The sequence below is a fragment of the Paenibacillus sp. FSL R7-0204 genome, assembly GCF_038002225.1.
Lineage (GTDB): Bacteria > Bacillota > Bacilli > Paenibacillales > Paenibacillaceae > Paenibacillus_AQ.
On sequence record NZ_JBBOCA010000001.1, the window covers coordinates 873630 to 899673 of the forward strand.

At 55.4% G+C, this 26044-nt stretch carries 23 protein-coding genes; 13 read left to right on the top strand and 10 right to left on the bottom strand.

The window, feature by feature from the left end:
* Positions 1–81 precede the first annotated feature (81 nt).
* Positions 82–687, top strand: a complete 606-nt coding sequence (locus MKX42_RS03940) for a DL-endopeptidase inhibitor IseA family protein (protein ID WP_340751423.1) — start codon at positions 82–84, stop codon at positions 685–687.
* A 110-nt stretch (positions 688–797) separates the two neighbouring features.
* On the opposite strand, the gene MKX42_RS03945 is transcribed toward MKX42_RS03940, so the two are convergent.
* On the bottom strand, positions 798–2225 hold the full coding sequence (locus MKX42_RS03945) for a VanW family protein (RefSeq protein WP_340751425.1): 1428 nt from the start codon (positions 2223–2225) through the stop codon (positions 798–800).
* A 189-nt stretch (positions 2226–2414) separates the two neighbouring features.
* On the opposite strand from MKX42_RS03945, the gene ftsE reads away from it, so the two are divergent.
* The 5 genes from ftsE to MKX42_RS03970 all read left to right on the top strand — a co-directional run bounded on the left by ftsE (position 2415) and on the right by MKX42_RS03970 (position 8611).
* Complete coding sequence (gene ftsE, locus MKX42_RS03950) at positions 2415–3101, top strand: cell division ATP-binding protein FtsE (RefSeq protein ID WP_036721184.1); 687 nt, start codon at positions 2415–2417, stop codon at positions 3099–3101.
* On the top strand, positions 3091–4005 hold the full coding sequence (gene ftsX / locus MKX42_RS03955; protein WP_076080079.1) for a permease-like cell division protein FtsX: 915 nt from the start codon (positions 3091–3093) through the stop codon (positions 4003–4005). The genes ftsE and ftsX overlap by 11 nt, the downstream gene beginning before the upstream one ends.
* Before the next feature lie 43 nt (positions 4006–4048).
* Positions 4049–5374 carry a murein hydrolase activator EnvC family protein gene (locus MKX42_RS03960; protein ID WP_340751427.1) on the top strand — a complete coding sequence of 442 codons (1326 nt, stop codon included), beginning with the start codon at positions 4049–4051 and terminating at the stop codon, positions 5372–5374.
* A gap of 243 nt (positions 5375–5617) precedes the next feature.
* Complete coding sequence (locus MKX42_RS03965) at positions 5618–7084, top strand: S41 family peptidase (protein ID WP_340751429.1); 1467 nt, start codon at positions 5618–5620, stop codon at positions 7082–7084.
* Positions 7085–7288: 204 nt separating this feature from the next.
* Complete coding sequence (locus MKX42_RS03970; RefSeq protein WP_340751431.1) at positions 7289–8611, top strand: PDZ domain-containing protein; 1323 nt, start codon at positions 7289–7291, stop codon at positions 8609–8611.
* A gap of 547 nt (positions 8612–9158) precedes the next feature.
* On the opposite strand, the gene MKX42_RS03975 is transcribed toward MKX42_RS03970, so the two are convergent.
* Together MKX42_RS03975 and MKX42_RS03980 are read right to left on the bottom strand one after the other, a co-directional pair.
* Positions 9159–9821: a response regulator transcription factor gene (locus tag MKX42_RS03975; protein ID WP_340751432.1), complete on the bottom strand. Its 663-nt coding sequence runs from the start codon at positions 9819–9821 to the stop codon at positions 9159–9161.
* 444 nt (positions 9822–10265) lie between these two features.
* Positions 10266–11429, bottom strand: coding sequence for a sensor histidine kinase (locus MKX42_RS03980; RefSeq protein WP_340751433.1), 1164 nt, complete (start codon positions 11427–11429; stop codon positions 10266–10268).
* A gap of 193 nt (positions 11430–11622) precedes the next feature.
* On the opposite strand from MKX42_RS03980, the gene MKX42_RS03985 reads away from it, so the two are divergent.
* The 6 genes from MKX42_RS03985 to MKX42_RS04010 all read left to right on the top strand — a co-directional run bounded on the left by MKX42_RS03985 (position 11623) and on the right by MKX42_RS04010 (position 17550).
* Positions 11623–12558, top strand: coding sequence for an ABC transporter ATP-binding protein (locus MKX42_RS03985; protein ID WP_340751434.1), 936 nt, complete (start codon positions 11623–11625; stop codon positions 12556–12558).
* A gap of 14 nt (positions 12559–12572) precedes the next feature.
* Positions 12573–13739 carry an ABC transporter permease gene (locus tag MKX42_RS03990; RefSeq protein ID WP_340751435.1) on the top strand — a complete coding sequence of 389 codons (1167 nt, stop codon included), beginning with the start codon at positions 12573–12575 and terminating at the stop codon, positions 13737–13739.
* Positions 13732–14892 (top strand): ABC transporter permease, encoded by a 1161-nt coding sequence (locus MKX42_RS03995; RefSeq protein WP_340751436.1) that lies wholly within the window; start codon positions 13732–13734, stop codon positions 14890–14892. The genes MKX42_RS03990 and MKX42_RS03995 overlap by 8 nt, the downstream gene beginning before the upstream one ends.
* Positions 14893–15000: 108 nt before the next feature.
* Positions 15001–15324, top strand: coding sequence for an L-rhamnose mutarotase (locus MKX42_RS04000; protein WP_340751437.1), 324 nt, complete (start codon positions 15001–15003; stop codon positions 15322–15324).
* Between the two features lie 149 nt (positions 15325–15473).
* Positions 15474–16604 (top strand): cation:proton antiporter, encoded by a 1131-nt coding sequence (locus MKX42_RS04005; protein WP_340757611.1) that lies wholly within the window; start codon positions 15474–15476, stop codon positions 16602–16604.
* A 91-nt stretch (positions 16605–16695) separates the two neighbouring features.
* Entirely contained in the window at positions 16696–17550 is an 855-nt protein-coding gene (locus MKX42_RS04010; RefSeq protein ID WP_340751438.1) for a hypothetical protein, read from the top strand.
* Positions 17551–17718: 168 nt separating this feature from the next.
* Here MKX42_RS04010 and MKX42_RS04015 read toward each other — a convergent pair whose 3' ends face one another.
* The 4 genes from MKX42_RS04015 to MKX42_RS04030 all read right to left on the bottom strand — a co-directional run bounded on the left by MKX42_RS04015 (position 17719) and on the right by MKX42_RS04030 (position 20899).
* Positions 17719–18516: an ABC transporter permease gene (locus MKX42_RS04015; RefSeq protein ID WP_340751439.1), complete on the bottom strand. Its 798-nt coding sequence runs from the start codon at positions 18514–18516 to the stop codon at positions 17719–17721.
* A gap of 19 nt (positions 18517–18535) precedes the next feature.
* The gene (locus tag MKX42_RS04020) at positions 18536–19345 is read right to left on the bottom strand and encodes an ABC transporter permease (RefSeq protein ID WP_340751440.1); all 810 of its coding nucleotides are present in this window, start codon (positions 19343–19345) and stop codon (positions 18536–18538) included.
* Positions 19323–20372, bottom strand: coding sequence for an ABC transporter ATP-binding protein (locus tag MKX42_RS04025; protein WP_340757612.1), 1050 nt, complete (start codon positions 20370–20372; stop codon positions 19323–19325). The genes MKX42_RS04020 and MKX42_RS04025 overlap by 23 nt, the downstream gene beginning before the upstream one ends.
* 176 nt (positions 20373–20548) lie before the next feature.
* Positions 20549–20899 (bottom strand): hypothetical protein, encoded by a 351-nt coding sequence (locus tag MKX42_RS04030; RefSeq protein ID WP_340751441.1) that lies wholly within the window; start codon positions 20897–20899, stop codon positions 20549–20551.
* A gap of 176 nt (positions 20900–21075) precedes the next feature.
* On the opposite strand from MKX42_RS04030, the gene MKX42_RS04035 reads away from it, so the two are divergent.
* Positions 21076–21882: a LuxR C-terminal-related transcriptional regulator gene (locus MKX42_RS04035; protein WP_340751442.1), complete on the top strand. Its 807-nt coding sequence runs from the start codon at positions 21076–21078 to the stop codon at positions 21880–21882.
* A gap of 210 nt (positions 21883–22092) precedes the next feature.
* Here MKX42_RS04035 and gcvPB read toward each other — a convergent pair whose 3' ends face one another.
* From gcvPB to gcvT, 3 genes are read right to left on the bottom strand one after another with little or no spacing between them, the layout of a single operon-like run.
* Complete coding sequence (gcvPB, locus tag MKX42_RS04040) at positions 22093–23553, bottom strand: aminomethyl-transferring glycine dehydrogenase subunit GcvPB (RefSeq protein ID WP_340751443.1); 1461 nt, start codon at positions 23551–23553, stop codon at positions 22093–22095.
* Positions 23550–24902, bottom strand: a complete 1353-nt coding sequence (gene gcvPA / locus MKX42_RS04045; RefSeq protein WP_340751444.1) for an aminomethyl-transferring glycine dehydrogenase subunit GcvPA — start codon at positions 24900–24902, stop codon at positions 23550–23552. Before gcvPA ends, gcvPB begins: the two co-directional genes overlap by 4 nt.
* Positions 24899–26023, bottom strand: a complete 1125-nt coding sequence (gene gcvT / locus MKX42_RS04050) for a glycine cleavage system aminomethyltransferase GcvT (RefSeq protein WP_340751445.1) — start codon at positions 26021–26023, stop codon at positions 24899–24901. The genes gcvPA and gcvT overlap by 4 nt, the downstream gene beginning before the upstream one ends.
* Positions 26024–26044 lie beyond the last annotated feature (21 nt).

Genomic DNA, 26044 nt, shown 5'->3' on the forward strand with positions numbered 1-26044 from the left:
ATGTTATACAGTACTTATCGCAGCAGCTTAGTCTGAAGTACGCTTCAGGCTACCACACAGGAATACGAGGAGGCGTTCAAGATGAAGAACAAAAAATGGATGATCGGTTCACTGGCATTATCACTGGGTCTTGTCTCTGCAGGGGGCGGAGCGCTTGCGGCTTCACCGGTGGCAAGCATTGAGGGCGTAAGAACGGTTGCGGCGTCTGCACCGGGCAAGGAAGGGCCGGCTACCATTAACAATCTCACGGAACGTAGCGTTGTTCCGCTGGTGGTTCATGCCAAGAAGTTATATACGTATGCCAGCCGGGGAGGCAATGCATTCAACCCGGAGCTGTTCACTTATAAAACACTGGAGTACCGCTATCTGTCCAGTGATCTGAGCACGAAGCAGCAGCTGATGAGCTATATCAAGAAGGGATTCACGCATAATGCGGCGGCCTTCTACACACAGACACAGTTCCTGGAGCATGAGGGCAGAATGGCGCAGGTCAATGCCGATCTGGGGAATTCGCTGGACTTCACCAGAGCCACTGCCCGGATGGTCTCCAAGACTGCACAGACAGCAGTGTTCGAGCTGACTGTACCTGCGGAAGGACCGACTGGGTCTCCCGAAGTAGTAACAGTGAAGCTGAAGAAGGTTAACGGCTACTGGAGAATTGATATGTCGCCGGCTACTCTGTTCTAAGAAGCGGCTTCAGGTTTCGTCTAGCGCTTCATAAAATAACGGCTGTGCCGACCTTGTCACAAGGTGAGCACAGCCGTTTCTGTTTGCCATACATTTCAGGGGAATAGACGTTACCGTCCCTTCACTCCGTCCTCGACGAGCTGTCTGCGCGGGGATTCCGGCTGATCGGTTTTGCTCATCCCGCCGCGGTTGATGGCGATGACACGTTTCTGGGCGTAATAGGTATCGCGGGAGAGGAGATTCCTTTCTACCGCTTTACCATCCACATGGCGGGTAATGTAAGTTTCAACTACATAGCCGGTTTTACCGGCAAGCAGTACCCGGGTTCCGCCCTTGGGGAGCGACGCATCGCTCACATATTTATCCGTGGGGGGCAGCACCTCGACGGTTCTGGATTCAATGGAATAGGTGACGTTCTTCGGGAACGTGCCGAACAGCTTGATGGTCAGCGTGCGCCCCTGGACTTCGGATTTGATGATCAGATATTTGCCGGTGTTGTTGCGGAAGCGGAAATTGATATACCCCTCGGCAAAAGTGGCGTCCTGCCCCTTCGGCAGATAGCTGACCGGAAGCGAATGGCTCCGCCGTTCTACGATCTCTAGTCCGGAGCGCAGCGCGGCATTATACAGGGTGCTGGAGACCTGGCAGATTCCCCCGCCCGTACCAGGCTGGAGCTTGCCGTTCACGATGACCGGGGCTTCGCGGAAGCCGTATTCGGTCTGGGCCTTCTGGATCGCTTTTCCGTAATCGAAAACCGCATTCGGCGGCAGCACCGTGCCGTTCACGGCTTTGGCGGCGGCCTCTACATTGAAGCTGCGCCCGGGGCCGCTGGCCCCGAGGGAGGTGCTGAACTGGACGATTTTGCGATCGATGCCCTGATCCTTAAGCGCCTGTAGCGTGATCTTCGGCTGCTTGACGGCAAGGGGGATCTCCAGCTGAAGCTGCTGATCCTGAAGTGTGCCGTCAGCGGCCAACCGGGTAGGCACCGCCGCCTGCATTGCAAGCTCCAGCGCCTGCCAGTCCACCTCGTAGGAGGAGGTGCCGGGCGTATATACGACCCGGTCATCTCCGGTGATTTGCCGGACTGCATCGACCGGAACGCCGAAGGATTCTTTTTCCCACTCAGGATTCAAGAGACTCCTAAGCTGCGAAGTCTGCAACTGAATCTCCATATTCCAGCTGCCGGGCCAGCTGCGCCGGGCTTGTACGCGCTCCATCAGCGTGCCGTCCGTCAGTGTCTTCAGCGCCTGGAGGAAATCCCCGGCTTCATAGGTCACACCTGCCTGCTTAAGGGTAACCTGGAGTCCGGCATTATTTTTTGCCTTCAGCATGAGTGGAGTTGCTTCCAGCGCCTGAAGTCTTGCATCCATTCCGGCCGCTACGTCAGCGATGTTCATTCCGCCTACCTCCCAGCCTGCAATAGCGGTGTTTGCGGGCAGGGTGGGCTGGCTGCCGTAAAGATGAAGCCCTCCGGCAGCAAGCGAACCGGCCAGCATCAGACCGAAACCCGCGATGAGAGCGGCGTGTATTTTTTTCATAAGTAATCTCTCCTTCTATGGGGCGAAACCTGATGTTTTTATGTATATGTAAGGATTCGGTAAAACTTTCGGGTACTCAAGGGGTTATGGATTTGTTACAATAGATACGCCTGCGATAATCATGCAGTTTATGGAAGCTCCCCCGGCCCAGTGGCGCGGCGGAAGATGTCAGAATCGGGAAGTGAGAAAATGATTGAGATGCAGGATGTATGGAAGACCTATGCTAACGGGACCCATGCATTGCAAGGAATATCCGTCAAAATCGACCGTAATGAGTTCGTCTACATTGTCGGACCGTCCGGCGCAGGGAAATCAACGTTCATGAAATTAATTTATAGAGAAGAAACCCCAACCAAAGGACAGATCTCTGTAGGCGGGTTCAATATCGGCAAGCTGAAGCCCCGTAAGATCCCTTATGTGCGCCGCAATATCGGTGTGGTCTTTCAGGATTTCCGGCTGCTGCCGAAGATGACGGCGTATGAGAATGTGGCTTTTGCGATGGATGTTATTGAGGCGCCGAAGAAGATTATCAAGAAGCGTGTGAATGAAGTGCTCGATCTGGTGGGACTGCGCAGCAAGGCGGGGCGTGAGCCCTCACAGCTCTCAGGGGGAGAGCAGCAGCGGATCGCGATTGCCAGAGCTATCGTCAACAATCCTTCCGTTATTATTGCGGACGAGCCTACCGGAAATCTGGACCCGGAGACCTCGTGGGGCATTATGCAGCTGCTGGATGAGATTAATTTTCGCGGCACCACGATCGTTATGGCAACCCACAACCGGGATATTGTGAACAAAATGCGTAAACGGGTGCTTGCGATTGAGAATGGAACGATCGTCAGAGACCAATTGAGAGGGGAATACGGTTATGAGTTTTAAAACCTTCTTGCGGCATTTGCGGGAAGGCTTCAAAAACGTATTCCGCAACGGCTGGATGTCGGTGGCGTCCATCACTTCCATCGTTGTCTCTCTCTTCGTACTCGGTGTGTTCATCCTGCTGGTGCTCAACGTCAATCAAATTGCGGACAAAGCAGACAGCCAGGTGCAGATCAATGTGCATCTGACGCTGAATACGGACCAGAAGATGCGGGAGAAGCTGGAAAACGAAATCGGCAATATGCCGGAAGTCAGCAAGGTGGAGTTCGTCTCCAAAGAACAGGGCTTGAAGGAATTCCGCGAAGATATGGGGCCGGATGCCGCCGAGCTCCTGGAAGGATTCGATGAAGATAATAATCCGCTGCCGGACAAGCTGCTCGTTGAAGTCATTGAGCCGACCACAGTTCCGTTTGTAGCGGAGAAGATAGAAGCCCTGAACAAGACGCATGAAGAGCAGCCGATCTACAAGGTGAACTACGGTAAAGGCTCTGTGGAGACTTTATTCAAGGTGACCAAGGCGGTGCGGAATATCGGGTTTATTTTTGTAGCGGGACTGGCGCTGATGTCGATGTTCCTGATCTCGAATACTATCCGGGTAACGATTCTGGCCCGCCGCAAGGAAATCGGCATTATGAAGCTCGTGGGCGCGACGAATTATTTCATCCGCTGGCCCTTTTTTATCGAAGGCGCTCTAATCGGATTGATTGGTTCAGTGGTAACCTCGGGTGCACTCTACGCCGGTTACAGCAGTCTGGTGGCTTCTGTGAAGGGAGATCCGATGCTGGGGCTGCAGCTGATTCCGTTTGAGAATATCTGGTTGCTGCTGTGCGGGCTGCTGGTGGGCCTCGGGGTACTGATTGGCGTATGGGGCAGCACGGTGTCGATCCGCAAGTTCTTGAAGGTATAGCCTGTATGATTCACATTATTGAACAAAGGACGGAGAGTGCAAGTTGAAAAGAATTGCTGCCGGAATGGCCGTAATATTGCTGGCTGTCACAATGTTCGGGCCCTCTGACGGGTATGCGAAGAAAACAAGCGTTGCCGAAATTGACAAGCAGCTGAAGCAGCTGCAGCAGGAGGTCCAGGCGGCCAAGGCGGCGCAGGAGAAGGCGGACTCCCGTAATCAGGAAGCGAAGCACTATAAGAATAAGACCACGCTGAATTTGGACTATGTGCTGGGGCAGATTGCACAGGTGAAGGGTGAGATGACCACGATATCCGGCAAAATTGCCAGCACGGAGAAGTCGCTTACCGTGACGGCAACGGAGCTGGATGATGCTGAGGCGCGCGTGGCCTCCCGTGAAAAACTGCTGGAATCCCGTGTCCGTCTCATGTACACGGATGGCGCAGTCTCCTATCTGGATGTATTGCTGTCCTCGACCAGCTTCTCCGACTTCCTGGACCGGGCCGATTCCCTGAAGATGATCGTGGATCAGGATCAGGATCTGCTGGTGCAGCATAAGCTGGACAAGCAGACGGTGATTGCCAAGAAGCAGGAGCTGGAAGGGCAATATGCAACGGCGAAGCAGCTGTATACCGATCTGGAAGCCCAGCGCAGTATGCTGAAGGAGAAGGAAGCGGAGAAGCAGGAACTCATCGCTTATTATGATGAGGAGATTCAGAATTCGGAGGTTATCTCTGCTGAACAGGATGCTAAGCTGGTAGAGCTGGCTAGCAGCCGCTCTTCTCTGGAAGCGCAGAAGGACAAGCTTAAGGCGGAGGAAGCGGCGCGCAGAGCGGCTGCAGCGAAGGCTGAGGCGCAGCGCCGGGCGGCAGTAGCCGCAGCCAAGGCGGCCGAAGCTGCCAAGGCCGCGAAGGCCTCCAGGTCTTCGGGCGGCGACAGCTCCTCCGTTGCGAGCGCAGAAGAATATTCCGGTGGAGACGGTCCTTACCTGCGGCCGGTTGGCTACGCGCGGATCTCTTCTCCTTTTGGCTACCGTACACATCCGGTGACACATGAAGTCGGCAAGCTGCATACCGGTATAGACTTTGCCGTGCCGCAGGGTACGAGTATTCATGCGGCAGATTCCGGTACAGTTGTGGTAGCACGCTGGTATAGCGGCTATGGTTATTGTGTCATTATTGACCATGGCGGCGGGGTATGGACGCTGTACGGTCACATCCGCGAAGGCGGCATTAGAGTGAACGAGGGAGAACGGGTGGAGCGCGGACAGACGATTGCGGAATCCGGTTCAACGGGACGTTCTACCGGCCCGCATCTGCATTTTGAAGTGCGGATCAACGGGAAACCGGTGAATCCTATGCCTTATCTGTAAGTGGACTGAGCGGATATATTTCAAGTGTGGCTGAACTATATAGATTGAACTAAAAAATTCAAGTTAAGGGGAAGTCCAAATATTCTCTGGAGCCACGGCCAATCCCAAAACATAAAAATCATCAGTTCAATTTATAAAATAAATATATTTTCGTGCTGCGGCATATACTGGAAGAGATGCCGTTTCTCATGGAACGGGCCCATGCTGGTGTTAAGATGGACAAGAAGGGACGGTGGGAACATCATGTTAAAGAAAAGCACTGCGGCCTTTATGATCGTTGCGGCACTGCTGTGCGGCAGTCTGCTGACCCTGGGCGTGACCGGTTATGTGCAGGTATTCGGACAAGCCGCAGGTGAAGGGCTGGCGACGGTCCTGCAGACTGCCGGACTACAGGAGAAGGAATCGAAGAAGCTGGGTACCGCTCTTAGCCTGATCGAGAGCAATTATTATGAGAAGGTCGACCGGGAGAAGCTGATTGACGGTGCGGTCAACGGAATGATGGAAGCACTGGGCGACCCGTATTCGAACTACATGGGCAAGGAGACGGCACAGCGGTTCGAGGAGAGCATTGAAGGCTCCTTCTCGGGGATTGGCGCTGAAGTCTCCTCCGACAACGGCAAGGTCGTTGTAGTCTCCCCTATCAAGGGCTCACCGGCAGAGAAGGCCGGCATTCAAGCCAAGGATGTGATCCTCTCCGTTAATGGCGAATCGCTGGAAGGGCTGGAGCTGAATGCGGCTGTAGCCAAAATCCGCGGTCCCAAGGGCAGCAAGGCGACCCTGAAGGTCCAGCGGACCGGAACAGCAGAGCCGCTGCAATTCGTCATCACCCGTGATGATGTCAGACTGGAGACAGTCTATGGGAAGATGGAGAAGGAGCATGTCGGTGTGATCGAGGTTACGCAGTTCTCACAAAATACCTCGGAGCGGTTCAAGGAAGAGCTGACGAAGCTGGAGAAGCAGGGCATGAAGGGACTCGTTATTGATGTCCGCAATGACCCGGGCGGTGTGCTGCCGGTCGTCATTGAGATGGTTGAGCAGTTCGTTCCTTCCGGCAAGGCCATCGTACAGGTGGAGGACAAGAACAAGCGGCGCGAGATCAGCACCTCGAAGGGATCAAGCAAGAAGTATCCGGTAGTCGTGCTGATGAACAAAGGCAGTGCGAGCGCTTCTGAGATCATGGCCGGAGCCCTGCAGCAATCTGCCGGAGCCAAGCTGATCGGGGAGAATTCGTTCGGCAAAGGAACCGTGCAGACCAGCTTCGAGGAGCAGCTCGGTGACGGAAGCCTGCTTAAGATCACGATTGCCAAGTGGCTGACGCCTGACGGCACCTGGATTCACGGCAAGGGCATTAAGCCGGATATCGCCGTAGCCCAGCCGGATTACTTCTCGGTGGCGCCGATTAACAAAAGCGTTACGCTGCAATATAATATGAACAATGCAGATGTCAAAAGTGCACAGACCATGCTGGATGGGCTAGGCTACAAGCCGGGCCGCAAGGACGGCTACTTCGATGCCGGGACCAAAGAAGCCGTCAAGAAATTCCAGAGCGCAGCCAAGCTGAAATCGACAGGCTCGATTGATGCCAAGACCGCGGAAGCGCTGGAGCTGGCGCTGATCAAGGTCATCCAAGATCCGGTGAATGACAATCAGCGGAATAAGGGGATCGAAGAAATTCAGAAGGAAATCAAGGCTGCGGCGTCGAAAAAGTAAGAAGGCTGATTTCAGCCTTCTTTTTTTCTTTGATTGGGATATTATCATTTAATTCTGTTTTTAATTGTGGCCCGAATGAATGTGAAAAACAGCATGTGCTGGCATGCAGGTAATCCCATGTATCCCTTAGGATGAATTTGGTCTTTAAAATTTTAAATAAAGTATTATATATGTTCTAGGCTATGAAAAGGAGTGTGCGAACCGTTGAATGTCCTCCCGGAGCTGCTGACCAGCTTAGGCACAGCAGTCCTACATCTGCTGATGCAGCCCTATTACTATATCGCTATTCTATTTATTGCCCTGTATTACCGCAGACAGGTAGCCCTGGAACGGAAGCTTATTCATGTGAAGCTGCATAGCTGGGGACCGGAAACCTGGCGGACCGTCTGGACCGGCGGCCTCATGGGGCTGGTGGTCTCCCTTGCCGCAGTTGCACTGGGAGTTTCGTTATCCTATACGGCTGTAGCCTGTATCTGGGTAGTCAGCCTTGTTTTAACGCTGTTTCGGGTGCGTTACTTATGCTTTGCGTATGCCATAGGCGCGCTTGGAATTGTACAGTTTGTACTGTCGTTCTTCCCGGGGACGCTACAGAGCGGAGCCGCCGGAACGGTTGCCGGTGCCGTGCGGGCGATGGACATCCCCGCGCTGCTGGCGCTCGCCGCGCTGCTGCACGTGGCCGAGGCGCTGCTGGCGCGCTGGCAGGGGCCCCGGCTGGCGACGCCGCTGTTCCTTGCCGGCAAGCGCGGCAAGGTGGTGGGCGGCTACCAGCTGCAGGCCTTCTGGCCGCTGCCGCTGTTCGTGCTGATTCCCGCAGGCACGGGAATCGGTGAACTGCCGTGGCATCCGCTGCTGGGCGGGGGCCTCGGCCTGGTCTCGCTGCCGGTCATCATCGGCTTCAGCGAGATGACCCAGGGCATGCTGCCCGGACGCAAGGCGGCCCGGACGTTCGGACGGCTGCTGATCTACAGCGCCGTCCTGCTCGGCCTCAGCCTGCTTGCGGATCTATGGAGCCCGCTGACGGTGGTCGCGGCGCTCGCGGCTATTCTGCTGCACGAAGGTTTAAGCTGGTACAGCGCTCTGGAGGAGCGCAGCCTTAGCCCCGTATTCGTGCATCCCCCTGCCGGCCGCAAGGTGCTGGCCGTGCTGCAGGGCAGCCCCGCGCAGGAGCTGGGCATCCTGCCCGGCGAGATCCTGCTGAAGGTCAACGGGGTCCTGTTGACCAGCGCGGCGCAGCTGCATGAGGCGCTGCGCATGAACCCCGCGTTCTGCAAGCTGGAGGTGCAGAACCGCGAAGGAGAGAGCAAGTATCTGCAGCGCGCGATCTATGCCGGGGACCATCATCAGCTCGGCATCATTCTGGTGCCGGACCCGGACGGGGGCATCACCGCAGAGACCAAGCCGTCCAGCATCTTCAGCATTATCGGGATGCGGACAGGCATCCGGAAGCGGGGAGTGCAGGGTGACCAGCTGGGCCGGACGAAGAAGACTTCGCCGGCAGAGGCCAAGCAGGAATCTGCTGGCGTCTGACGGCGTCTGACGGTAGATTACCAACGTAATTGGCTCCCCCAGCGGCTGCTGGTGCGGAAGGTTAAAGAGGCCCGTTCTTTCTGAACTAAGTTCAGGGAGAACGGGCCTTTTATGTTTGTTAAGGAAATGGTGTAAGGTACCTGGAATATATGCGAAAAAACCGACCACATTCGGCGCTGCATGGGCACATGGACCAAATGTAATCGAAAAACCGACCACATTCGGCGCTGCTTGGGCATGTAGACCAAATGTAATCGAAAAACCGACCACATTCGGCGCTGCGTGGGCATGTGGACCAAATGTAATCGAAAAACCGATCACATTCGGCGCTGATTGTGTGCGTGGACCAAATGTAATCGAAAAACCGACTACGTTCGGACGGAGCGGATCGCACTAAGCACCGGAATTCCTGCAAATGATGCAATAATGTACCCGTAGCCCGTAACATTTTTAGAAGAATCCTGCAAAATGTGCAACAATGCGGCTCCAGACAAGCGGCCCGTGAGAGGAAACGCTCAGAATTGGCGAGAGATAGCATTTCCGTGGCTCAAGGGTTCCCCTGCGTACGCTTCAGATACAGAATCGCAATCTGTGTCCGGTCGCGTACGCCGAGCTTGCTGAGGATGTCGGTTATATAGTTTTTGACGGTGCCTTCGCTCAGGAACAGCTTGGCGGCGATTTCCTTGTTGGTGAGTCCCTCTGCAATGGAGGTAACGACTGCTTGCTCGGACTTGGTCAGGCCATAGGAAGCAAGCGGCTGAGCCTCGGGGGCTTCCTGACGCGCGGATGGCTGGAGGAAGCCCGCCAGCTTGCGGGCAATCTCGGGATGAATGAGCATATTGCCCTCATGTACGGTTTTGATGCCTTGAATGATCCGGTCCGGCGGGATGTTCTTGAGCAGATATCCGCTGGCTCCGGCGCGCAGAGCCTCAATAATATATTCGTCATCATCGAAGGTGGTCAGCATCAGGACGGCTAAGGCCGGATAGGCTTCTTTGATCAGCCGTGTGCCTTCCACCCCGTCACATCCCGGCATCCGGATATCCATGAGTACAACATCCGCTCCGCCGGGCAGCTCCCCCAGCAAGGAGATTGCCTCCCGGCCATTCCCTGCGATTCCGGCCACTTCGATACCGGCATCCAGCCCGATCAATACCTTCAGGCTCTCGCGGATGAATGAATCATCGTCAACAATCAATACTCTAATCATGAGTCAGCACCTCTTATCTGTGAATATACTCCCGCTGCCCGTCCCCGGCGAACTTGATGAGTGTATGCAAACTACCTGGTTGGCTCCATCTCTTATAAGACTAATATAGGAAGTTGGGGGATGCGGCATGCGTTACAGTTGGATAGCGGATCAGTCTGCCGATGTTCTAGCGTAGGGAAAATAGTTGGATTTTGAGCATTTGCTAATCCACGAGTGGCCTCTCTGGGGACAACAGTTGGAAAAACGACACTTAATTACTCCCGATTTGCCCTACAGCAGTAAAACCATCAGCAGTAGATGCTGTTTTTCCAACTAAATTCCCAAAATCATCGGAAACTGTGAAATTAAGATGCGTTTTTCCACTTGCTTCTGGCAGAGGGGGAGCAGCCCCCCGAGAACCGCGAATTATCCGTATGAAGCACTGGTGCATTAACACTCCCCCATTCAGCGCGGCACTCCCTCCGGCTGCCGGTACACGGGCAGCCGGGTGATGACCGTGAACTGCGGCTGCAGCCGCAGCTCCAGCGTCCCGCCCACCATGGAGCAGCGCTCGCTCATGCCCTTCATGCCCATCCCGCTGCTGCCCGGCAGACGGCTCAGCGGGTCAGCCTCGGGCAGCCTCCCATTATTGCCGGTCTCCATCCGCACTTCATGCACCGTATAGGTGATCTCCACCCATACGGAGCTGGCCTGCCCGTGCCGCAGCGCATTGGTGATGGCCTCCCGGGCATTTGTGTACAGCACAACCTGAAGGCTCGGATAGAGCGGATAAGGAATCCCTTGCACCGTATAGGAGGTGGCAATGCCGGTATCGCGGCCCACTTCCTCCAGCAGCCGGTCCAGCGCATAGGCACCGTCTGACTGCGGAGTAGGGTTAATCCGCTTCAGCGCCGCACGCATATCGTCCATACTGCCCGAGAGCTGATCCCGGATCTGGTTCATCATCTGCAGTCCCGTTTCCGGTGCGGCAGGGAGGGTGTGGATGGCCGCTTCGGTCATCATCTTGACCCGGATCAGCCGGTGACCGATGTCATCATGCAGCTGGCGGGCGATCCGCACCCGCTCCTCCGCTTGGGCGGCGGCCTCGACCTGCGAGGCGAACTGGAGCAGCCGCGAGCGGGCCTCTTCCAGCTCGAAATGCTTTTTGCGCAGCTCATCATAGAGGAATAAGGTGTCGGCACGCCCGCGCCCTGTCCGGAGCAGTAGCAGGTTCAAGCCGGCACACAGCAGGAAGGTGAGGTTCGTGAACACAAGCACTGCCGGATCTGCATTCAGCAGGGCAGCATTCAGCAGGGCCAGATGAATACAGAAGAAGGTAAGGGCCGTATTCTTGGGCTGCCGCCGGGTATAGGAGAGCACCGCAGACAAGGCCGGAAAAACCATCAGCGGCCCGTATTCATAACAAAGCCAGGCAGTGAGCACCAGCTCCATGCCTCCGGTCAGTGCGGCGGGAGATCCGGATGTCCTTGCACCCAGTGTGACCAGCAGCATCAGCAGCATGAAATGCAGAGTGAACCAGTCATAGTCGGCGAATTCATAGACTTGAATCGAGAGGATCGCCGGGATTATAAGCAGGCTGTAGCGCAGCAGTATCAGTTCTCTGGTCAAGTAAGCTCATCCTTTTAGATAAAATATCTCTTTTCTTCAACACTCTTCTCAGGTATATCCATCTTAGCATAGGAGCGCTACTCTTCAGGAGATGACTTTCGTCACCTCCGGATCATGACCTTTAGTACCTTCGGCTGTGCCTGCCCTGCAGTACAATGAGAGTATGAGATTGAAGGAACAAGGGGGCGCAGCAATGGCACTTGCGGTATTGAGCGATGTTGTGAAGAGATACGACGGTAAGCTGATTGTGGATCACGTGAATTTCAATATACAGGAGGGTGAAATCTTCGGCCTGCTGGGCCCGAACGGTGCCGGGAAAAGCACGACCATCAGCATGATCTGCGGACTGCTCCAGGCCGACAGCGGCGAGATCCGGATCGATGGGCTGTCCGTAAGGGAACGGCCGCTTGAGGTGAAGAAGCGGATTGGCCTTGTGCCCCAAGAGCTGGCATTATACGAGAATATGTCGGCAACCGATAATGTAAGCTTTTTCGGCAGACTCTATGGGCTGCGCGGACAGCTGCTGAAGGAGCGGACCCAAGAAGCGCTGGAGTTCACAGGCCTAAGCGACCGGGCGAAGGATAAACCGTCCACCTTCTCGGGAGGGATGAAAAGACGGCTGAATATCGCCTGCGCTATTATGCACCGGCCGCGCCTGATTATTATGGATGAACCCACAGTCGGTATTGATCCGCAGTCGCGCAATCATATTCTGGAGTCCGTGAAGGCTCTAAATAAGATGGGGTCGTCGGTGATTTACACCAGCCATTATATGGAGGAGGTAGCTGCGATCTGTGACCGGGTAGCCATTATGGACCAGGGGCATATCATTGCCTGCGGTACGGAGAACGAGCTGCGCGAACGGGTGGCCCACGAGGAGAAAATCGTTGTGAAGGCAGCGGGCATCACCCCTGCCTTAGTGAACGAATTGGGGCAGCATCCCCGGATCAACCGGGTAGAAGCGTTGCAGGATGCGATCGAGCTGTATCTTCCCTCCTCGCAAAGTGCGCTCCAGGATATTCTGTTTATTTTCTCCAAGCACCAAGGGGTCATTGCCTCCCTGAATATTGAAGAGCCGGATCTGGAGACCTTGTTCCTTAGTCTGACTGGCCGGACCTTGCGGGACTAGAGAGGGGGATAGGTGTGAATATCTGGATCATTATGGGGTTTGAGCTGCGCAGACAGCTCCGTTCACGCACATTGCTGCTTAATATGTTCCTGCTGCCGCTGGTGCTGATTTTCCTCTTGGGCGCTTCACTCTCCGGGGTGGTCGGGGTACAGGGGGCAGATGAGATCAAGCCTGTACGTGTAGCTATCGTGAATAACGGAGGCGGAGGGGCAGAGACGTCTGCGATCCTTACAGCTTTTCTGGAGACGCCTGAGGTGAAGGGGCTCATTATTCCTGTCAAGACAGAGAGCCGTGAAGCCGCAGAGAGCGGGCTGCGCACCAGCAAATATGCCTATGGGGTTATTGTTCCTCCGGGCTTTGACCAGGAGGTGCAGAGTGGTAAAAAGGCGAGCCTGGAGTTCATTCTGGGCAGGAGCCATGACGATAACCGGGTAGCCGGAACCGCCTTCGACAATCTGTTGATGGAGCTGAATTATAAGCAGGCGGCAGCCGTTACCCTTGGACCGCCGGCGTTTACAGCGACTTCGGCACCTGCCAGTAAGGCGGGGGTGGTGCTGGGGGATCTGAACAATGGCGGGAAGACCTATTCGGCGGCCCAGTTCTATGCAGCGTCCATGCTGCTGATGTTCCTGATGTACAGCGGACTTACTGTGGCAGCCTCACTTTTTAACGATAAAGAGAACCACACGCTGTTCAGAATCCATTCCATGCCGGTAAAAGATAGCCATCTGTTCATCGGAAAAATGCTCGGCGTAGGGCTAGTCAGCATCCTGCAATGCCTTACGATTATTCTGCTGTCTGACTGGCTGTTCGGGGTCTACTGGGGCAACCGCCCGGGACTGCTGCTGCTGTTCTGTCTGCTGATGATTGCCGCCTCAATGACGCTGGGCGTACTGATCTGCCTCTTCAGCCGGACCTCGGCGACTGCTACGAACATCATTAGTGTCCTGACTATAGTGATGACCTTCGTCAGCGGAGGAATGGCGCCGCTTCCCGATTCCTGGGTGAACAGTGCAGGTGCATTCACGCTTAACCATTGGGTACAGCAGGCGGTTATCCGGATGATGCTGCATTCCGGTCTGGAGCAGCTTTTGCCGAATCTGTGGGTGATGTGCTTCATCAGCGCGGCATTATTCGCGGCAGTGATTGTCTCATACCGGAAGGTGGGTTACCGTGGATAAAATATTAATTATTGCCTGGAATATGATTAGACGAAGCATTGGCACCTTCAGGGGGCTTATGGTATTCATTCTGCTTCCCGGCGTAGTGGTGGCAGCGATTATCTCCCTCACCGGAGGGATGGCGGAGGGGCCGGCAACTGTGCTGTATGCCAACTCGGATACGGGGGTAGCCGGCAGACATTTAATTACGGAGCTGGAGCAGGCCGGAGAATATAAGTTCGAGCCGCGCAGCGACGAGGCCACTTTGAAGGAAGCGACAATTAAGCAGGAGGGAACGGTGGGGGTGTTCATTCCTGCCGGGTATACTGCCGCCTTACTGGCGGGGGAGCCGCCGCAGATCAGCATCTATGAGCTGCGGGCAAGTGAGAGCTCAATCATGATGAAGCTGAAGATCACCGCCACTGCCGCTCAGATTGCCGAAGCAGCGCATACCGTTACTGCCGCCAGCGGAGGAACAGGCGATATGCAGGCGCAGCTCGCTGCTGTGCTGAAGCAGTCGGAGCAGCATAACGTGGGCAGCACCCGCACCGATTATGATCTCTATCCGCGGCAGACGCTGGGCGTGGTTACAGGGATGACGCTTATGTTCCTGATGGCACTGGTGACCAGCTCCGTCTCCCAGATCACGGATGACCGCAGAGGGCGTACCATGATGCGCATGTTCAGCGCGCCGGTCCGTTCGTATGAAATTGCGCTTGGCAACTTCCTGGGCAGCTTTCTTGTAGGAATGATTCAGATCCTTGTCGTACTGGTTCTGGGAAAATGGGTGCTCCGCTACGATTACGAGATGCCGCTCTTTCTCTACTTCCTGGTTCTGGCGGCCTTCATGCTGGTATCTATGGGCATCGCCAGCACCGTTGCAGGCCTGATCCGCAATCCGCGTAATGCGGGGATGCTGAATTCGCTGATTCTTACCCCGACCTGTATGCTGGGCGGCTGCTTCTGGCCCGTCTCTATCATGCCGGAATATATGCAGAAACTGGCCAATTTTACACCGCAGAAGTGGGCCATCCAGGCGGTAGATATTGCCGCAACCGGCGGCGGCTGGAATGAACTGTGGCTGCCGTTTGCGATCCTGGGCCTGATGGCAGCCGTTCTGCTGGCGATTGGCTCTGCCATTCTCCGTCCGAATGAAGCGGGAATCAGCACCTGAGATTGAAGCGTATCCTTGCTGCTCTACATGTCTAAAACCGACATATTCAAATCGCATAATTATGTGATATGATCGAATCAAAGGAATATATGACAGGGGGATGCGAGGATGGGCAGCAATAAGCTGGCTTGGACCTGGAAGGTGAAAGAGGAATACTTAGAGGAATATGTACAGATGCATCTGGAGCCGTGGCCGGAGATTCTGGAGGAGCACAGCAGGGCAGGCATCCGCAATTATTCGATTTTTCAGAACGGCAACCAGTTCTTCTATTGCTTTGAATGTGATGATACGGAAGCTGCATTTGCCTACATCGCCGGGAGTGAGGCCTGCAACCGCTGGAATGCGATCACCTCGAAGATGGTCGAAGGTTCCTTTGATTTCAACGACGCCGTTCCGATGGTGCCGCTGCGTGAGGTCTTTTATCTGAAGTAGTCCGGTTTACAGCAATGTTCATTGGAGCTATACTGGAGAGAATCGTTTGAAGCGAACTGAATAATTCAGTGTTATTAGGAGGAGCCTGTCACCAAGGCTTCTCTTTGTCGTTTTTCGTGTTTTTTAGGAGAAAATGAGTGAAATCGCAAGTGGAATTCATATTGTATTTACTGCTGATTCTATTATTCACCAAGCTGGCCGGGGACTTGTCTGTGCGGCTCGGGCAGCCTGCGGTGCTGGGGAAGCTGCTGGTCGGCATCCTGCTTGGACCGGCGGTGCTCGGCTGGGTGCAGCCTGGCGGATTCATTCATTACATGTCGGAGATTGGCGTGCTGCTGCTGATGTTCATTGCGGGACTGGAGACAGACCTGAGGCAGCTGCGTGAGAACTGGAAGGCGGCTTTTGCGGTAGCTGTGGGCGGCATACTGCTGCCCTTTGCCGGCGGATTCGCCATTGGGGAGTGGTTCGGCTTCGCGGATTATAATTCCCTCTTCTTGGGCGTCATTCTCAGCGCTACCTCGGTCAGCATTTCCGTTCAGGTGCTGAAGGAGATGGACCGGCTGAATTCGCCGGAAGGCTCGACCATTCTGGGGGCGGCGGTGATCGATGACATTCTCGTTGTGATTCTGCTGGCGGTGCTGATGAGCTTTTTCGGTACGGGGGATAACATTTCCCTAAGTCTTCTGATCGGCCAAAAACTGCTGTTCTTCGCCGTAGCTGTCATTGCCGGCTGGCTGACCGTGCCCCGCCTGATGCGCTGGCTCGCCCCTTTGCGGGTAACCGAGGCGGTCATGACTGCTGCGCTGGTGATTCTCTTTGCTTATGCGTATTTTGCCGAGAAAATGGGAATGGCCGGAATCATCGGCGCTTTTGCCGCCGGAATTGCTATTGCCCAGACGCCCTTCAAGCAGGTGGTAGAGTCCAAAGTAGAGCCGATTGCCTATACGCTGTTTGTGCCGGTCTTTTTTGTGAGCATCGGGCTGAATGTCAGCTTTGAGGGGCTGGGCAGCCACATTCTGTTTGTGGTGGTGTTATCCATGTTCGCTATATTGGCCAAATGGCTGGGCGGCGGAATCGGCGCTCGGCTGACCGGGTTCAATACGCGGTCCTCGCTCATTATCGGCGCAGGCATGATCTCCAGAGGCGAAGTCGCCCTGATTATAGCCGCCACCGGTCTTGCGAGCGGACTGCTGCTGCCACAGTATTTTACCGGCGTGATTATTGCTGTAATGGTAACCACACTCGTCACTCCGCCGCTGCTCAAGGGAATGTTCCGGTGACTATTTTTTAAAGAAAATAAGACAATCTCTAAATTTGTGGACCGTGATAATCTTATATAATGGGATGTACTCAAAAAACGATTAGAGGGGAATGAGTCCAATCCGATCTACAGCTACAACACTGGCGGCAGGTGCGGTCCTGTCGCTTAGCCTACTGCTGGGGTGTAGCAGCCAAAATACATCCGTCACCAATACTCCGGCGGCAGAACCGGCTTCGTCTGCTTTAGCATCTGCTTCTGCATCGCCGTCTGCAACTCCTACTGCTCCTGCACAGACTGTATCATCTGCACCAACTGCTTCCGCAGTCACCTCGGAAACTGCATCCGCAACGGCCCCGGCAACTCCAGCCGGCCTCACCAGCCAGTTCCCGCCGGATGGGCTGGCCGGATCGGTCATTATCGATTCCGTGAATGCCGAAGGGACGGTTCGGGCGAGAACCTCAGCGGGATCAGGCGAACTGCTGATGATCTCCGGCAGCCCGGAGGAGCGAGGGCATCTGAATGTGTCCAGCAATGACGGCCTCGAAGGGGAGCAGACGTATCAGGCCGATTACTCCATCGTGTACCGGGTGGGGAAGCAGGATCAGGTATTGCTTAAGCTGCCTGCCTTCTTATTCGTGCAGCCGACCGACCGCGTCCTGGAGTTTGCAGTCATTCGCTTTAAGGAGGCAGAGGTATATCTGCTTGCTCCCCAATATAAATCAGGACATGGCCTGGTGGCTTATGCTTTTGCTATGGAGAAGGCGAGCGGAGAAGTGTTTCCGTTATCCTTCAAGCAGGGAGAGATCGTACACGATACACTGGTCTATTCAGAGCTGCCGCCGTTCCCGGCCAATCAGAACGAACAGCTAGCGGTGCACTCGCCTGAGGGTGCCGGGACCGACCCGGAGCTGAAGCCACGGGTGTATGACTTGGATCTGGAGAAGCTGCAATTTGTTGCACAGTAGCGAAGTAGAGTAAAACCTCCCTTGTATCTGGAGTTTTTCTTCCAGGTAACCAAAGGGAGGTTCTTTAATATAGTAAGATACTGAAAATCAAAGGGTAGTGATTCAGGAAGCTGGCGGAGGTATGTCGGAAACTGCCATACCGCCACATTGCCACGCCTGCCACATCCCTCAGTTCCCTGTACTCTCATACCGGGACAACCCGTACCGGAAGACCCCGTAAGCCGCCGCCGCGCTTCCGATAGCCGCGACAGGGGCGAGGAGCCACCAGCCGGACCAGCCGCTTTTGCCAAAGATATAGGTTGCCGGATAGAAGCTGATGAACGAATAGGGCAGCACCGTAGAAATGAAGATGCGGATCGCCTGCGGAAACAGGGTAATCGGGTATTTGGCCAGATCGGACAGATTATGCACCATCAGCGGGAACGCATTCCCGGCATTGCGAATCCAGAAGGCCGCCGAGTTACCCATGAGATTAATCGATACCCGGATAATGACCGCAGTGACAAACAGCAGGATAAGAATGGCGGCCTTGCCCATAGTCCAGTGGATAGGGCTGTGCACAAGCGACTGCCAGATGATCACCCCGCCGATGAGCAGATTGCCGAGTCCGTTAATCCCAATCCCCGTACAGAACACCTGAAGAACCACCGGCACCGGCCGCAGCAGATAACGGTCCAGCTCCCCTGTGTTGACGAGCCTGCCCAGCCGCCAGCTTCCTTCGAAGAACAGCGAACCCGCCCCCTCCGTCAGGAAGATCATGGCGTACATGAAGGTGACCTCCCAGAACTGCCAGCCCTGAATGTCCGGAATCCGGTCATAGATCACCCACAGGAACACGAACCCCAATACCTGCGTCAAGGCCGCCGAACACATTAGGATATAAAAGTCTTTGTTATACTCCAGAATCGCCTTAAGCTGCTGCACATACAGTCTTCTATAGAGATAGAGCATTTGCGATATTTTCATTCTGCGTCCTCCTTCAGCCTTAGCCTCCATGAATGGTCACCTGGCGGACTGCCCAGTTCCACATGGCTTTGCCTGCCATCCAGAGCCCTGCTGCCCATAAGAGCTGAAGGGCGATCAGCCTTAGACTCTCCCCGGTATCTGCCTGCTGCAGGAAGATCATCGTTGGCGTATGAATGATGGCCTGGAAGGGCAGCAGCAGCGCCAGATTCTCCAGCCAATCCGGGAAAAAGGCCAGCGGCACCAGCGCGCCCGACAGCAGGTTGGTAAGCGCAATCCGCGTCCAGACAATTCCCAGTGATCCCGTGGACCAGAAGCATAACAGAGCTGCCAGATAGACCACGCCGAATTTGACCACAACCGCGCAGAGCAGACTGACCGCAAACAGCAGATAGACGATCGGCGAGTGGGGGAAGGTCACTCCGGTAAGGAAGGTGGCGAACACGATCAGCAGAACCGTACTTATCGCCCCCTCCAGCAGGCTCGCCCCCAAGGTCTCGGCGAATCGGGCCGTCTGGAAATCAATCGGCTTCAGCAGGTCCATGGCGACGCTGCCATCCAGGATTTTGCCGGAGATGGCGGTCTCGGAATACCAGGACAAGACGGAATTGGCCAGAAAGGTCACCAGCAGATAGGTTTTCATCTGATCCCAGGAGTAGCCGCCTACCGCCTCGCGCCCGCCATAGATTCCCTGCCAGAGGAAGAAGATCGCTACGAGATTAATGGAGTTTGCGAGTAAATTAATGATATAGGAGTTCCGGTAAGCCATCACATTTTGCAGAGAGCGATTGGCAATGCTTCTGTATTTGTTAAGCCGGGCTGCTGTCATCATGGTGCGCCTGCCCCCTTGCTCCCCGGTGCTCGTTCAAGTCCAGATGGCCGTCATAGACTGCCTTAATGACCTGCTCAATATGGGTATCCTCCATGCGGAAATCGAGTACCTCCCCATGCTTCATCACCCGGCTAACCACTTCACTGGCCGTATATTCATACCGGTCAAAAGTGACCGAGAACTCCTGGCTGCTCTGCTGTTCCAGCTTCAGCCCGGGACTCTGCTCCAGCAGCGCGTATAACTCCGGCACCCCGGAGCGCACCTGGAAGAAGATGACGCGGTTTTTGGCAAAACGGGCCTTGACCTCGCTCAGCGTACCGTCATAAATGATCGTGCCGTGATCGATAATGACCAGCCGCTTGCACAGGTCCTCGATGTCGCCCAGATCATGGGTCGTCAGCATCACGGTCGTCTGCTGCTCCTGGTTGATCTGCTTGATGAACCCGCGGATCTTCTCCTTCACGGATACATCAAGGCCAATCGTCGGCTCATCGAGATACAAAATCGGCGGATTATGCAGCAGGGCTGCGGCCAGATCGGCACGCATGCGCTGACCCAGCGAGAGCTTCCGCGCAGACAGGTGTATGAATTCGCTCATCCCGAGCATTTCGGTGAACAAGTCCATGTTCTTCCTGTAGAGGGCATCCGGAATCTGATAAATATCCTTCAGCAGCGAAAAGGACTCGGCAATCGGAATATCCCACCACAGCTGGGTGCGCTGCCCGAAGACTGCGCCGATCTGGGCGGCGTTTTCCATTCTTTTGCGGTACGGATTGATCCCGTTCACCGAGATACTCCCGGAGGAAGGCATCAGAATGCCGGTCAGCATCTTGATGGTGGTCGATTTACCGGCACCATTCGGTCCCACGTAGGCCACCGTCTCCCCTGCTTCAATCCTCAGATCCAGCGGCTTGACCGCTACTTTCTCGATATGCCGGGGCAGGAACAGATGCTTCACCGCTCCCTTAAGGCCCGGCTCCTTCACCGCCTGCATAAAGGACTTACTCAGTCCTCTCACTTCAATCATACTCAAGCTTAACCCTCCTGTTCATTACTTTGAAAGCGTTACCGCAGATGGCTGCGGAGAAAATATCTGAATCCTCAGCGATCTGAAAGACGTAAGAGTAAATATATCACTGAGCCGATGTCGAAAACTATCAGTTTAGGTCGATTTTGCAAAAAAAAGCGGCAACCCCGGATAGACTACACCAGCCGGGATTTACCGCTCCGCTTAAGCAGAGTCTGGGCGGCGAACCCTACCAGCAGGGGAAGCGCCAGTTGAACCTCAAGTCTCCAGTCTACCGCATACAGGTCTACGAGGTTAATCTGCTTCAACAATACATAGGTCACGTTGTATAAGAGGAATGAACAGCTGAAGGTGAGCAGAGGAATCAGATATAATGTCCTTTTGTTCTGCAGCAGCCGGTATCCCGCAAGGGTTAAGAGTGAATAGCTGGCCATGATGAGCAGGGCATAATTACCTCCGAAGCGCAGGAATGACACCATGGCGGTAGCCAGATTAAGGGCAGCCGATAGATAGCCGATGCGAAGCATGTCGAACCTCCTGGAATGATGTAGAAATATAAGATGAACAGATTTCTACATTTTACAGCGCTAACGCGGGGATTTACAGATCCAATACTGAATGTTCATTATTCCGTAATTGTATGTTATAATGCTTTCTTTTAAAATTGATGATATAGGAATTGGTAAATATGGAGGGATCGTTTGTGAGAGTCTTTAATCAATCAAGAGCATGGAGTATGCCTGGGGATTTAGAAGCTAGCGAACTTGAAGCCTTCCGGCCGCTGGGCGCACCACAAGTTGATGTCCAGGGAGGGGTGTCTGCGGCGGGTGCTTCTGAAGAATCCAGGGAGCACATCTATCATAGAGCTATGATTTCTTCGATCCGCAGTGAAATGAACAAATTAAGCCAGCTGCTTTCCATTCCTTATGTGGTGTTCCTGACGGACAAGGCGGGGACCATTCTGGAGCTGGTCTATTCTTCTTCGGAGACGCAGGCGGAGATGGAGCAGGCGGAGCTGCGTCCGGGGGTCAGCTTAAGCAGGCAGCAGGCGGGAATGAATGCCGTATCGCTGGCGATGGAGATGAACTGCATCGGGGTGGTGCGGGGAACCGAGCATACGGATCAGACCTTCCGGGACTGGAACTGTGTATGCGCTCCGCTGCAGGATGATGATAGCGTTTACGGGTATGTTGATATTTCTTTTAATAGAGGAGAGCCTATTGAGTTCGCTATTCCCTTCGTGCAGCAGATTGCCGAGAATATTATGGAGAAGTGGATGGAGAAGAACCCGGAGATGCAGCGGTACCGGCTTGAAGCCACGCTTCTGGAATATAAGCTGACCGCGCGGGAGCAGGAGGTAGCGAGGCTGTGGCTGATGGAGAAGAGCGCGCTGCACATCGGGAGCGACCTGGGCATCAGTGAAGGCACCGTGCGCAATATGCTTAAGAGTATCTATAGTAAAATGCGGGTGAATGACCGCTTCCAGTTCGTGAAGCGCCTTACGCCTTAGCCGGGGCAATTCGTTTCCGGGTACATACAAAATAGCCGGGCAGCGATACGAATGTATCCCTGACCCGGCTATTTGAAAATATAAGAATTGATGTGTTTCACGCTATCCATTATCCTTCTATTTCTCGCTGAAACGTTACCGTCCTTTAAAAGGACGGCAAAGCCGTTTCCACTTGTTTGCCACAGAAGCCCTGCTTCTCTAGTAGTAGGGTTAACCGCAGGAGCAGTTGAGTACCGGCTTACGCGCGGCCTGCGTCTCATCCAGGCGGCTGATTTCAGTCGTATGCGGTGCGTTAATGACTATCTCCGGCGTCTCCTCGGCTTCCTTAACGATTCGGATCATCGTCTCAATGAAGCCGTCGAGCGTCTCCTTACTCTCGGTCTCGGTCGGCTCAATCATCATACATTCCTCTACCGTCAGCGGGAAGTAGACGGTTGGCGGATGATAGCCGAAGTCAAGCAGCCGTTTGGCTACATCGAGGGTACGTACTCCGTATTGCTTAAGGTTCTTGCCGGACATGACGAATTCATGCTTGCAGACGCCCGGGAAGGGAATCTCGAAGTAAGGAGCCAGCCGGTGCATCATATAGTTGGCGTTCAGCACGGCGTTCTCGGACACCTCACGCAGGCCGTCAGGACCGTAGGTGCGGATATACGCATAAGCACGGACGAGAATCCCGAAGTTGCCGTAAAAGGCTTTGACGCGGCCGATCGATTCCGGCCCGCCGCAGTCCAGCGTGAAGCTGCCGTCCCCGTTCTGGGCCACAGTAGGCTGCGGCAGGAACGGGATCAGCTTCGCCTTCACACCGACCGGTCCGGCTCCCGGCCCGCCGCCGCCATGCGGCGTACTCATCGTCTTGTGCAGGTTGAGATGCACCACATCGAAGCCCATATCGCCAGGGCGGGTGATGCCCATAATCGCGTTGGAGTTCGCTCCGTCATAATAGAGCAAGCCGCCCGCTTCATGGACAATTGCGGCGATCTCGACGATCTGCGTCTCGAAGAGTCCGAGGGTACTCGGGTTCGTGAGCATCAGCGCAGCGGTGTCACTGCCGACAGCCGCCTTCAGCGCCGCAAGGTCAACCATACCCTTGTCATTGGACGGGATGGTGACCGTCTCAAGGCCGGCAGCTGCGGCGCTTGCCGGGTTGGTGCCGTGCGAGGAATCGGGCACGATCACCTTGGAGCGAACCTCGCCGCGGCTCTCATGATAGGCGCGGATCATCATCAGGCCGGTCCACTCGCCGTGGGCGCCGGCAGCGGGCTGCAGGGATACAGCATCCATGCCAGTCAGGGCGGCAAGATCCTTTTGCAGCGTGTACATCAGTTCAAGTGCACCCTGGATGCTCTCCTCCGGCTGGTACGGATGGATCTTGGAGAGTCCCGGGAAGCGGGCGACATCCTCGTTGATCTTCGGGTTGTATTTCATCGTGCAGGAGCCGAGCGGATAGAAGCCGTTATCGACTCCGAAGTTGCGGCGGGACAGGGCGGTATAGTGGCGGATCACATCCACCTCGGATACCTCCGGCAGTACGACCGGCTCACTGCGCAGCAGCCCTTCAGGGATGAGTGAGCCAAGGCCCTCGTCCTGCGGCACATCACACAGAGGCAGGGAGTAGGCAGAGCGGCCTGGACGGCTTAATTCAAAAATCAGACTTTGTTCCGGTTTCATAGACAGCCCTCCAGTGCACTTGCGAATTCATCAATTTCGGTCTTGCTTCGTTTCTCCGTTACGGCCACCAGCATATGTCCGGCCAGCTCGGGATAATCCCTGCTTAAATCATAGCCACCCAGATAGCCTTCCTTCAGCAGCTTGGAGTTCACTGCACTCACACTGCTGCCCTCCGGGAGCTTCAGGACAAATTCATTGAAGAACGGGGCAGTGAAGACGCGCTCTGCGCCGGTGATTTCAGCCAGCAGCCCAGCGGCATAGTGGCTCTTGCGGATGTTCAGCTCACCAACCTCACGCATGCCCTCTTTGCCCATGACGGAGAGGTAGACGGAAGCACACAGCGCCAAGAGCGCCTGGTTGGAGCATATATTTGAGGTCGCCTTCTCCCGGCGGATATGCTGTTCGCGGGCTTGCAGCGTCAGCACGAAGCCGCGCTTGCCATTCCGGTCAACCGTCTGGCCGACGATCCGGCCCGGCATCCGGCGCATGAGCGGCTCAGCCACCGCGAAGAATCCGCAGGTAGGGCCGCCCAGCGAGGCGGCGATACCCAGCGGCTGCGCGTCGCCGACTACGATGTCTGCGCCAAGTCTTCCCGGGGCTTCCAGCACGCCGAGCGCAATCGGGTTCGCGCTGACGACGAGTAGACCCTTTACCGCATGGACCAGCGGCTCGATCTGGCGCAGATCCTCAATGCCGCCGAAGAAGTTCGGGGACTGGACCAGCACTGCAGCCGTATCGCTGTCGATAGCTTCGGCCAGCTTGGCGAGATCCGTTACCCCGTCTGCGTAGTCAATCTCCACAATTTGCAGGCCCCAGGCGTTGGCAGAGGTGCGCAGCACCTGACGCGCCTCAGGATGAACTGTGCGGGAGACAATCAGCTTCTTGCGTTTGGTGGCTCCGGCGGCCAGCACCGCTGCCTCGGAGAAAGCAGTTGCGCCGTCATACATACTGGCATTGGCAACCTTCATCCCGGTCAGCTCACAGATATAGGACTGGAATTCGAAAATCGCCTGAAGCTCACCCTGGCTGATCTCCGGCTGATAAGGGGTATAGGCGGTATAGAATTCCGAACGGGAAATCACATGGTTGATGACGACTGGAACATGGTGATCGTATAATCCGGCGCCAAGGAAGCTGGCGTGGGTGTCGAAATCGGTATTCTTGTCTGCCAGCCCCTTCATATGGCGAAGCAGTGCGTACTCATCCAGAGCGCCGGACATCGGCAGAGTACCCTGGTAACGGACAGACTGCGGAATATCGGCGAACAGCTCATCGATGGACTGGATGCCTACGGTTTCCATCATTTCTGCGCGGTCTTGCCCGGTCATAGGCAGATAGCGGTGCTTCATTGCGGCTTCACTCCTTGGCTTCTTTTGTAGAATGGGGCTTTGATGACGGCAGCCTTCAGCTGCTTGCCGCGGATCTCTACGTACACCTCTGTACCGATCTCCGTATAGGCAGTATCCAGCAGGGCGAGTCCGAGATTCCGCTTCAGGGTCGGGGACTGGGTGCCGGTCGTTACTTCACCTATCTTCACTCCATCCGCGTATACGGGATAGTGGGAGCGGGGAATGCCGCGGTCGATCATCTCCAGGCCCACAAGACGCCGGGGCAGGCCGGCATCCTTCTGCTTCAGCAGGGCATCGCGGCCGATGAAGTCCCCTGCGTCCAGCTTCACGAAGAACTGGACACCGGCTTCAAGCGGCGTAATCTCCGCAGACAGCTCCTGGCCGTACAGCGGCAGCTTGGCCTCGAAGCGGAGTGTATCACGTGCGCCGAGTCCGGCAGGCGTAAGGCCGTGCGGAGCGCCAGCGGCCAGCAGGCCGTTCCAGAGTGTTGCTGCTGTATCGGCGGGAGCATACAGCTCGAAGCCGTCTTCGCCGGTATATCCGGTACGGGAGAGCAGGACAGTGACGCCGCAGACTTCAGCCTGTTCGATGAAGTGGAACGGCTTAAGCTCTGTTAGAGACACCTGCGTAACTTTGGCCAGAATCGTCTCGGCCAGCGGTCCCTGCAAGGCAAGCAGCAGGGTCTCATCCGAGACATTGTTCAGAGTGACCCCGCTGAACTCAGCGGTGAGATGCTCCTGCAGCCACTGGAAGTCTTTGTCGATATTGGAAGCGTTGACGACAAGCATATAGCGCTCTTCGCCCAGCCGGTATACGAGCAGATCGTCCACCACTCCGCCGCTTGGATAGAGCATCAGAGTGTACTGGGCCGCGCCGTCTTCCAGGCGTGTGACATCATTGGTGGTCATTCTCTGGAGGAAGGCTTCAGCGCCGCTCCCGGTAACCATGAATTCTCCCATGTGGGAGACATCGAACAGTCCGGCCCGTTCACGGACAGCTTCATGCTCCTTCACAATGCCTGTGAACTGCACCGGCAGCTCCCAGCCGCCGAAATCAATACATCTGGACTCCGCATAAGCGGCATAGAGGTCATAAAAAGGCGTTCTTCTCAAAGACTCCATCTTGTCACTCCCTTGGCTTTG